1 protein-coding gene is annotated in these 2,207 nt (G+C 75.9%); it reads right to left on the bottom strand.

Annotation, left to right across the window (positions count from 1 at the left end; all coding sequences use genetic code 11):
* Positions 1 to 168: 168 nt before the first annotated feature.
* Entirely contained in the window at positions 169 to 1,962 is a 1,794-nt protein-coding gene (locus tag CTKZ_RS19845; protein ID WP_235843574.1) for a S1C family serine protease, read from the bottom strand.
* Positions 1,963 to 2,207: the final 245 nt, after the last annotated feature.

The following is a 2,207-nucleotide window of genomic DNA, read 5'->3' as shown; positions in this document are numbered from 1 at the left end:
GTGACCCGTGCGGGTCGGGTGCCGGGCACCTGCGGGGGGTACGGGTGCCCGGCGGTGGCGGTCGGGTCGACCGGGGTGAGCGGCTCCGGGGTGCGAGCCGCGAGTCCCGTGCGACCCCGGGGACGGTGCTGGTCCGTCACCGGGGTCGCGGTCGGGAAGCGTGAGGCGTCAGCCCTGACCCTGACCCTGGAACCACTTCCACAGGTCCTCGGGGGTCATGCCGCCCGGCAGGCCGCCCGGACCCTGCTGGTCCTGGCCCTGGCCCTGGCCCTGCTGGCCCGGGTCCTGGCCCTGGTCCTGCCCCTGACCGCCGCCCTGCGGGTCCTGCGGGGTCGCCGCGGACTCCGGGCGGGCGGCGAGCGTCACGTCGACCTCCGACGCCTTGCCGTCGCGGACGACCGTGAGCGTCGCCTGGTCGCCGGACGCGAGCGCCCGGACGTAGGCCGTGAGCGACTCGGCGCCCCCGACCGCCTTGCCGTCGATCGCGACGACGACGTCCTTGACCTCGAGGCCGGCCTTCGACGCGGGCGAGTCTGCGCTGACCTCCTCGACGACCGCGCCGCGGCGGGTCACGCCGTCGGCGGTCGCGGTGCCGTCGGACAGGCTCACGCCGAGGAACGCGTGCTCGGCGGTGCCGTCGTCGATGAGCTGCGACGCGATGTTCTTCACGAGGTTCACCGGGATGGCGAAGCCGAGGCCGATCGAGCCGGACTGCTGCGACATCGTCGCGATCGACGAGTTGATGCCGATGACACGGCCCTGCGCGTCGAACAGCGGACCGCCGGAGTTGCCGGGGTTCACCGCGGCGTCGACCTGGATCGCGTTGGTCACGGTCGCCTGGCTGCCGTCCTCCGCGGAGGTCGACACCGGGCGGTCGACGGCCGACACGATGCCGGTCGTCACGGTGTTGGCGAGGCCGAGCGGGTTGCCGACGGCCATGACGGACTGGCCGACCTCGACCTTGGCGGAGTCGCCGAGCGCGGCCGCGACGAGGTCGTCGGGGGCGTCGTCGAGCTTGATGACCGCGAGGTCCGTCGTCGGGTCGGTGCCGACGACGCTCGCCTCGAACAGGCGGCCGTCGGTCAGCGTGACCTGGACCTTGCCCTGCGCGCCGGCCACGACGTGGTTGTTCGTGACGATGTGGCCCTGGTCGTCGACGATGACACCCGACCCCTGGGCGCCGCCCTGGCCGGTGCTGACCTCGATCGCGACGACGGACGGCGCGACGGCCTGCGAGACCGCCTGCCAGTCGGGGGCGTCGTTCGTCGAGCCCGCGACGGGGACCGTGTCGGTCGTGTCGCGGCCGATCTCGGCGAGCGAGGCCGGGCGCGAGCCGTCGGCGCGCTCGTCGCCGATCGTGAACGCGGCACCGGTCGCGGCGACGCCGAGGATCGCGGCGGCCGCGGCGGCGGACACGACCGGGATCCAGGTGCGGCGCTTGCGCGGTCCGGTGGCGCCGGGCTGCGTCGCGGTCGGGCCGTACGGCGGGACGCCGGCGCCCGCGGGGGCGGTGCGGACCGGCCCGTACGGGGCGTGCTGCGGTGCGCCCTGCGGGTGGACCGTCGCGGGCTGGTGCGCGCCCACCGCGACGGGCTGCTGCTGCGCGCCGTGCTGCTGGGTCGCGTGCTGCTGGGCCGCGTGCTGCTGCGCCGGGTGCTGCTGCGCGAACTGCTGCGCCGCGGCGTGCTGCGCGGCCGCCTGCTGGGCCGCGGTCCACTGCGCGTGGTACGCGGCGTCACGCTCGGCACGCACCCGCGCGGCCTCCTCGTGGGCCGCCTGGCGGCGGGCCTGCTCCTGCGCGTGGACCTCGCCCGGTGCGGCGGGGTGCGGGGCGGTGAAGGGGTTGGTCGGGTGGGCCGGCTGCGTGGGCAGGGGCTGCGTCGCGCCGATCGGCGGGATCGGCTGCGTCGGCTGCGCCTGGGGGTGGTTCTCGCCCGCGCCGTGCTCTGGGGTGCTCGTCATCGTGGGTCCCTCCTTGTCGTCCTCCATGAAAGGACGTCGTGCTGGAGGGAGGCTCAGACGAACCTGGGAACTTGCTGTCAGTTCCTCATGCGTCCGGCAGGAGTGCCGCGCGGGCGCCGGCAGCGACCGGTCAGCCGAGGGCGCCGTCGACCGCGCGCGCCACGTCGGCCGCGACGCGCTCGCCGAGCGCCCGCCGCCCGGTGCGGTCCACGCGGACCTCGACGACGCTCAGCCCGGGTCCGGGC

This window comes from Cellulomonas algicola (assembly GCF_003851725.1).
GTDB lineage: Bacteria > Actinomycetota > Actinomycetes > Actinomycetales > Cellulomonadaceae > Cellulomonas > Cellulomonas algicola.
The sequence above is the reverse complement of the archived record's forward strand: the minus strand, read 5'-3'. Positions and strand labels throughout refer to the sequence as shown.